The following is a 6319-nucleotide window of genomic DNA, read 5'->3' as shown; positions in this document are numbered from 1 at the left end:
AGAATTAAACCGGACAGAAGTGGGCTTGACCCGGGCATCCGCGTGGTGTCACCTAACTCACTGTTTCAGAATGTTTTCTGGCGGATCCACGGGGACCCCCGGGTCAAGCCCGGGGGTGACGGTGAGGGTGGTGCGGTCCAGGCGACCGCCCGCTCACGCCGCTGCCGCCGCCGGCACCGTGCGGATGAGGTGATCGAAGGCCGAGAGCGAGGCCTTGGCGCCATCGCCCATGGCGATGATGATCTGCTTGTAGGGCACCGTGGTGGCGTCGCCGGCGGCGAAAACGCCGGGCAGCGAGGTGCGGCCGGCGGCATCGATCTCGATCTCGCCGCGCGGCGACAGGGCCAGGGTGCCCTTCAGCCATTCGGTGTTGGGCACCAGGCCGATCTGCACGAAGATGCCGTCCAGCTCGACCCGGTGCGCCGCGCCCGACTCGCGCTCCTTGTAGGCCAGGCCGGTGACCCTGGCGCCGTCGCCCAGCACCTCCGTGGTCTGGGCCGAGACGATGACGGTGACGTTGGGCAGGCTGTTCAGCTTGGCCTGCAGCACCGCATCGGCGCGCAGTCTGGCGTCGAACTCGATCAGGGTGACGTGGGCGACGATGCCGGCCAGGTCGATGGCCGCCTCAACGCCGGAATTGCCGCCGCCGATCACCGCCACCCGCTTGCCCTTGAACAGCGGGCCGTCGCAATGGGGGCAGAAGGCGACGCCCTTGTTGCGGTAGTCGTTCTCGCCGGGCACGTTCATGGTGCGCCAGCGCGCTCCCGTGGACAGGATCACCGAGCGCGCCTTCAAGGTGGCGCCGCCGGCCAGCCGGACCTGGATCAGCCCGCCGGGCTCGGTGGCCGGGATCAGCTCCTCGGCCTTCTGCAGGTTCATGATGTCGACGTCGTAGCCGCGCACATGGGCCTCCAGCGCCGCGCCCAGCTTCGGCCCCTCGGTGTGGGGGACCGAGATGAAGTTCTCGATGGCCATGGTGTCGAGCACCTGGCCGCCGAAACGCTCGGCGGCGATGCCGGTGCGCAGGCCCTTGCGGGCGGCATAGACCGCCGCCGCGGCGCCGGCCGGGCCACCGCCCACCACCAGCACGTCGAAGGCGTCCTTGGCCTTGATGCGCTCGGCGTCGCGGGCGGCGGCGCCGGTGTCGAGCAGGGCCAGGATCTGCTCCAGACCCATGCGGCCCTGGCCGAACGGCTGGCCGTTGAGGTAGATGGCCGGCACCGCCATCACCTGGCGTGCCTCGACCTCGTCCTGGAACAGGGCGCCGTCGATGGCGACGTGGCGGATCTTCGGGTTGAGCGCCGCCATCAGGTTCAGCGCCTGCACCACGTCGGGGCAGTTCTGGCACGACAGCGAGAAATAGGTCTCGAAGTGGAACTCGCCGTCGAGGGAACGGATCTGCTCCAGCACCTCGGGCGTTTCCTTGGGCGGGTGGCCGCCTACCTGCAGGAGCGCCAGGATCAGCGAGTTGAACTCGTGCCCCAGCGGCAGCCCGGCGAAGCGCACCGAGACGTCGGCATCGGCGCGGGTGACGGCGAACGAGGGCTTGCGGGCGTCCGAGCCGGTCTCCACCAGGGTGATGCTGTCCGACAGGGCCGCGATCTCGCCGAGCAGCTCGCGCATCTCCTGCGACGACGCGCCCTCGTCGAGCGAGGCCACCAGTGCGATCGGATGCTGGATCCGCTCGAAATAGGCCTTCAGCTGGTCCTTGACGTTCTGCTCCAACATGGTGGTGACTCCCCTGGGTTTGCGGGTTGGGTGGCGGGCGTCCCCACCCCGCCGCCCCGCGGATGCGGGACGACGGGGGCCGGGGGGCCGGGGGGGGGTCTCAGGTCAGATCTTGCCGACCAGGTCCAGCGACGGGGCGAGGGTCTTCTCGCCTTCCTTCCACTTGGCGGGGCAGACCTCGCCGGGATGGGCGGCCACGTACTGGGCGGCCTTGACCTTGCGCAGCAGTTCCTTGGCGTCGCGCCCGACGCCGCCCGAGGTGACCTCGACGATCTGGATGCGGCCATTGGGATCGACCACGAAGGTGCCGCGGTCGGCCAGGCCGGCTTCCTCGATCATCACCTCGAAGTTGCGGCAGATGGTGCCGGTCGGGTCGCCGACCATGGTGTAGCCGATCTTCTTGATGGCCGGCGAGGTGTCGTGCCAGGCCTTGTGGCAGAAATGGGTGTCGGTGGAGACGCTGTAGATCTCGACGCCCATCTTCTGGAACTCGGCGTAGTTGTCGGCCAGGTCCTCGAGCTCGGTCGGGCACACGAAGGTGAAGTCGGCCGGATAGAAGAACACCACGGACCACTTGCCCTTGAGGTCGGAATCGGTGACGGTGACGAACTTGCCGTTCTTGAAGGCGTCGGCCTTGAAGGGCTTGATCTCGGTGTTGATCAGGGACATTGGCTGCTCCATCGGGTTGGCGATTGCGATGGGCACATCCTACGCAGGGGCAATCCAGCGCGGAAACCGATTATTCCGGATTTAGAAATCGAGAGGGGCGATTAATGCCGGGGGCTGATCTTCCCCCTCGCCCGCCTGCGGGAGAGGGGGCGAGCGTCAGCGAGCGGGGGAGAGGGCGGCGCGTGTCCACGCGCCCAAGAATTGGACATACCAGGGATTTTCGCTGTCGCGAGGCGCACCTGACGGTGCGCGCCCTCTCCCTCCCGTCGCTGGCGCGACGGGCCCCTCCCTCTCCCGCGGGCGGGCGAGGGGACTCTGCGGAAGGCGCCGCCTTACGACGCCAGGCGGCCCAGCGCAACGTTCTGCTTGAACAGCTGGGCCATCAGGGCGGAGATGCGCTTGGACATGCGGCAGTCGCCGCCGCAATTGCCGTAGCGGGCGCAGGCGACGGCGCGCGACAGGGTCTCGAAGCCCGGGGCGAGCGCGCATCCGGCAAAGATGGCCGCCTCGACCTCGTCGAGGGCGGCGGCGTGGATGCACCTGTGGTCGCCCGTCTGCATTCCCCCAACTCACCGCGCTATGCTTGTCAAACGGTCAGGAAAGCATAGCGTCGGCATCGGGGAAACGCCATCGGGGAAACGCCATCGGGTGATCGGCCGATCATACCGAGGATGTAGCCGGCAAGGCTTCAGTTGGACTGCTTCGGCCGAACGTGGTCCAGGGCCTGCAGCAATCCTTTGCACACCCGCCAGATCGAGCCGGTGCCGATATAGATTTCCTTGGGATCGGTCATGTCGCCGATCTGGAAGACATAGCCGTTGGCGACGACGTTGAGCGACACCATGACGTAGTCGGACAAAAGATGGCCCGATTGCGCCCGGTAGACGCCGTCCACCAGCTTGCGCGAGAAGTCGACGGCGTCCTCGACGTTGAGCTTGAACAGGTGATGCTGGGCCTTGCCGTTGTTGAAGGCGAACACGCCCTCGAACGACAGCCCGGACTCGAAGGCGACGACCTTCAACTGCAGCAGGCTCTTGCCGGCCGGGAAGACGAAGGCGCGCTCGTCCAGGTCGATGTTGACGACGGCGATGGGTTGCTGGGCGTGGACCTCGATCATGGTCGGATTCTACACCTGCCGTCGCCCTGCACAAGGGGGGGGCGATACAAGGGCGCGGCGTTCACGCCTGGGCCTGGTGGCGCAGCAATTGCGCCAGGCGCAGGCGCAGGACCTTGGGGGCGATCGGCTTGTGCAGCATGGCGAAGCCGCTGTCGTGAATCTCGGCGATGCGCTCCTTGGCGGTGTCGCCGGTCAGCACCAGGGTGGGGAAGGGGCGTCCCGACTGGCGGTGCATTTCCCGGGCGGTGGCGGTTCCGGTCAGGCCGCGGCCCAGGCGGTGGTCGAGCAGCAGGGCGTCGAAGCTCCAGTCCAGGGCGGCTGCCACGGCCAGCGCGTCCTCGCCGGTAGGCACGGCGACGGTGCGGTAGCCCCAGTCGGCCAGCATCATCTCGAGCGAATTGCGCAACGAATCGTCGTCCTCGACCACCAGCAGGCGGCCGGGGCAGTCGGCGACCGGTTGCGGGGCGGCCTCGGCCTGCGGCTGCTCGTGGTCCAGCGGCAGCAGGAGCGAGAAGCGCGAGCCGCGCCCGGGCTGCGAGGCCAGGCGCACCTCGGCCCCGAGCAGGCCGGCGACGCGGGCGACGATGGCCAGGCCCAGCCCGAGGCCCTGGCCGCGGTCGCGGCCGGGGCGGTCGAGCTGGTGGAATTCCTCGAAGATTTCCGAATGCTTGTCGGCGGGTATGCCGATGCCGCTGTCGACCACCTCGATGGCGGCGCGGTCGCCGCGCCGGCGCACTCCGATCAGCACGCCGCCGGCCGGGGTGTAGCGCAGGGCGTTCTCGACCAGGTTGCGCAGCGCCTGTTCCAGCAGCGAGGAATCGCTGCGGACCCGCAAGGGGCGCGCCACCCGGCGCAGCCGCAGGCCCTTGTCGCGGGCGGCGGCGGAATATTCGTCGGCCAGGCGGGCGACCAGGCCGCCAAGGTCGATTCCCTCCATCAGCGGGGTCACCACGCCGGCGTCCAGGCGCGACATGTCGAGGATGCCGGTCAGCAGGCCGTTCAGCCCGTCCACCGCCGTCTTCATCATCTCGACCGCCTGGGCCGCCTTGGGCTGGCCGGCGACCTGATGCTCGACGCTGGCCAGAACCAGCAGCAGGGTCTGCACCGGCTGGCGCAGATCGTGGCTGGCGGCGGCCAGGAACTTGGACTTGGCCAGGCTGGCGCGGTCGGCCTCGGCCTTGGCGGCCCAGATTTCGGCCTCGGCCCGGGTCAGGGCGCTCATGTCGGAATCCATGCAGAACAGCACCGGCGGATGCCCCGGGACCTCGACCACGCTGTGGCTGGAATAGATCGGCAGGCGGCGCCCGCTCTTGTGCAGCAGGTCCAGCCGTCCCGGCGGGATGCCCTGCCCGGTGGCGAACATCTCGGCGATGGCCTCGCGCACGCCGTCACGCATCTCGGGCGGGATGATCAGGTCCAGCAGGTTGGCGCCCAGCGCCTCCTCGGCGGAAAAGCCGTAGAGGTCCTCGGAGGCGCGGTTCCAGTAGACCACCCTGCCATCGGGCAGGTAGCCCTGGATGGCCATGGACCGGGTTTCGTCGAACAGCTTGCGGAAGCGCAGGTCGTCCAATTCCGGCGCGATATAGCGGTGGCTCCCCGACCGCTCCCCGATGAATGTCGACATGTCGTCCCCCGAGCCAAGACGACGCCCGCCAGCGGCGCCGCACACCCATCCCCGCTCGTCCTCTGATGGTAGCATAGCTCGCACCACCAATGTGCGCATTATGCGAAATGTCATAAACGTGGAGGCGCCGCTCCGGTTCTGGCCGTCGGCCGCGGCGCGCATCCGTCCGCCCCTCCTTGCCTATCGGCCGGTGGCAGGCTTAAAGTGTTGCCGAACCACCCGTGAGGCTTCCATGACATCCCGCAAAGGCGATCCCGAGTCCTACGCCAAGCGCATGCTTGCCGAGAAGATCGACGACTTCGACGAAGAGTACGAGATGGTGCTCAACGACGAGGGCGACCACTCGCTGGCGCAGATGCTCGACGATCTCAGCGACGAGGGCCAGTCGCACGAGACGCTGGCGCGCCGCAGCTATTTCCGCGAGCTGTTCCGGCTGCAGGGCGAACTGGTCAAGCTGCAGGACTGGGTGGTCGATCAGAAGCTCAAGGTGGTGGTGCTGTTCGAGGGCCGCGACGCCGCCGGCAAGGGCGGCGTCATCAAGCGCATCACCCAGCGCCTCAACCCCCGCGTCTGCCGCGTCGCCGCGCTGCCGGCGCCCAGCGAGCGCGAGCGCAGCCAGTGGTACTTCCAGCGCTACGTCCCCTATCTGCCGGCCGGCGGCGAGATCGTGCTGTTCGACCGCTCGTGGTACAACCGCGCCGGCGTCGAGCGGGTGATGGGCTTCTGCACCGAGGCCGACGTCGAGGAATTCTTCCGCTCGGTGCCGGAATTCGAACGCATGCTGGTGCGCTCGGGCATCATCCTCATCAAGTACTGGTTCTCCATCACCGACGACGAACAGCACCTGCGTTTCCAGATGCGCATCACCGATCCCATCAAGCAGTGGAAGCTGTCGCCCATGGACCTGGAATCGCGGCGCCGCTGGGAACAGTACACCCGCGCCAAGGAAGACATGCTGGCCCGCACCCACATCCCCGAGGCGCCATGGTGGGTGGTCGAGGCGGTCGACAAGAAGAAGGCCCGCCTGAACTGCATCCACCACTTCCTCGGCCAGATCCCCTATGGCGAGGTCCACCACCCCACCATCACCCTGCCCGACCGGGTGCGCAACCCGGACTACATCCGCCACCCCATCCCGGCCCAGATGTACGTACCCAACGAGTATTAGGCTGTCGGGGGCA

The 6319-nt window shown here is 68.0% G+C and carries 6 protein-coding genes; 1 reads left to right on the top strand and 5 read right to left on the bottom strand.

The features are described from left to right. Positions 1–153 precede the first annotated feature (153 nt). The 5 genes from ahpF to MTBUT4_RS13565 all read right to left on the bottom strand — a co-directional run bounded on the left by ahpF (position 154) and on the right by MTBUT4_RS13565 (position 5138). Positions 154–1728: an alkyl hydroperoxide reductase subunit F gene (gene ahpF, locus MTBUT4_RS13585; protein WP_173980230.1), complete on the bottom strand. Its 1575-nt coding sequence runs from the start codon at positions 1726–1728 to the stop codon at positions 154–156. 105 nt (positions 1729–1833) lie between these two features. Then, positions 1834–2397, bottom strand: coding sequence for an alkyl hydroperoxide reductase subunit C (gene ahpC, locus MTBUT4_RS13580; RefSeq protein ID WP_173980229.1), 564 nt, complete (start codon positions 2395–2397; stop codon positions 1834–1836). A gap of 332 nt (positions 2398–2729) precedes the next feature. After that, complete coding sequence (locus MTBUT4_RS13575) at positions 2730–2957, bottom strand: hypothetical protein (protein WP_173980228.1); 228 nt, start codon at positions 2955–2957, stop codon at positions 2730–2732. A gap of 128 nt (positions 2958–3085) precedes the next feature. Next, on the bottom strand, positions 3086–3514 hold the full coding sequence (locus tag MTBUT4_RS13570) for a hypothetical protein (protein ID WP_173980227.1): 429 nt from the start codon (positions 3512–3514) through the stop codon (positions 3086–3088). Positions 3515–3575: 61 nt separating this feature from the next. Continuing rightward, positions 3576–5138, bottom strand: a complete 1563-nt coding sequence (locus MTBUT4_RS13565; protein ID WP_173980226.1) for a hybrid sensor histidine kinase/response regulator — start codon at positions 5136–5138, stop codon at positions 3576–3578. Positions 5139–5370: 232 nt separating this feature from the next. Between MTBUT4_RS13565 and ppk2 the strand changes: the two genes are divergently transcribed. Beyond that, the gene (gene ppk2, locus MTBUT4_RS13560; RefSeq protein ID WP_173980225.1) at positions 5371–6306 is read left to right on the top strand and encodes a polyphosphate kinase 2; all 936 of its coding nucleotides are present in this window, start codon (positions 5371–5373) and stop codon (positions 6304–6306) included. Positions 6307–6319: the final 13 nt, after the last annotated feature.

Origin of the sequence: Magnetospirillum sp. UT-4 (assembly GCF_902729435.1) — a bacterium.
Taxonomy (GTDB): domain Bacteria; phylum Pseudomonadota; class Alphaproteobacteria; order Rhodospirillales; family Magnetospirillaceae; genus Magnetospirillum.
The sequence above is the reverse complement of the archived record's forward strand: the minus strand, read 5'-3'. Positions and strand labels throughout refer to the sequence as shown.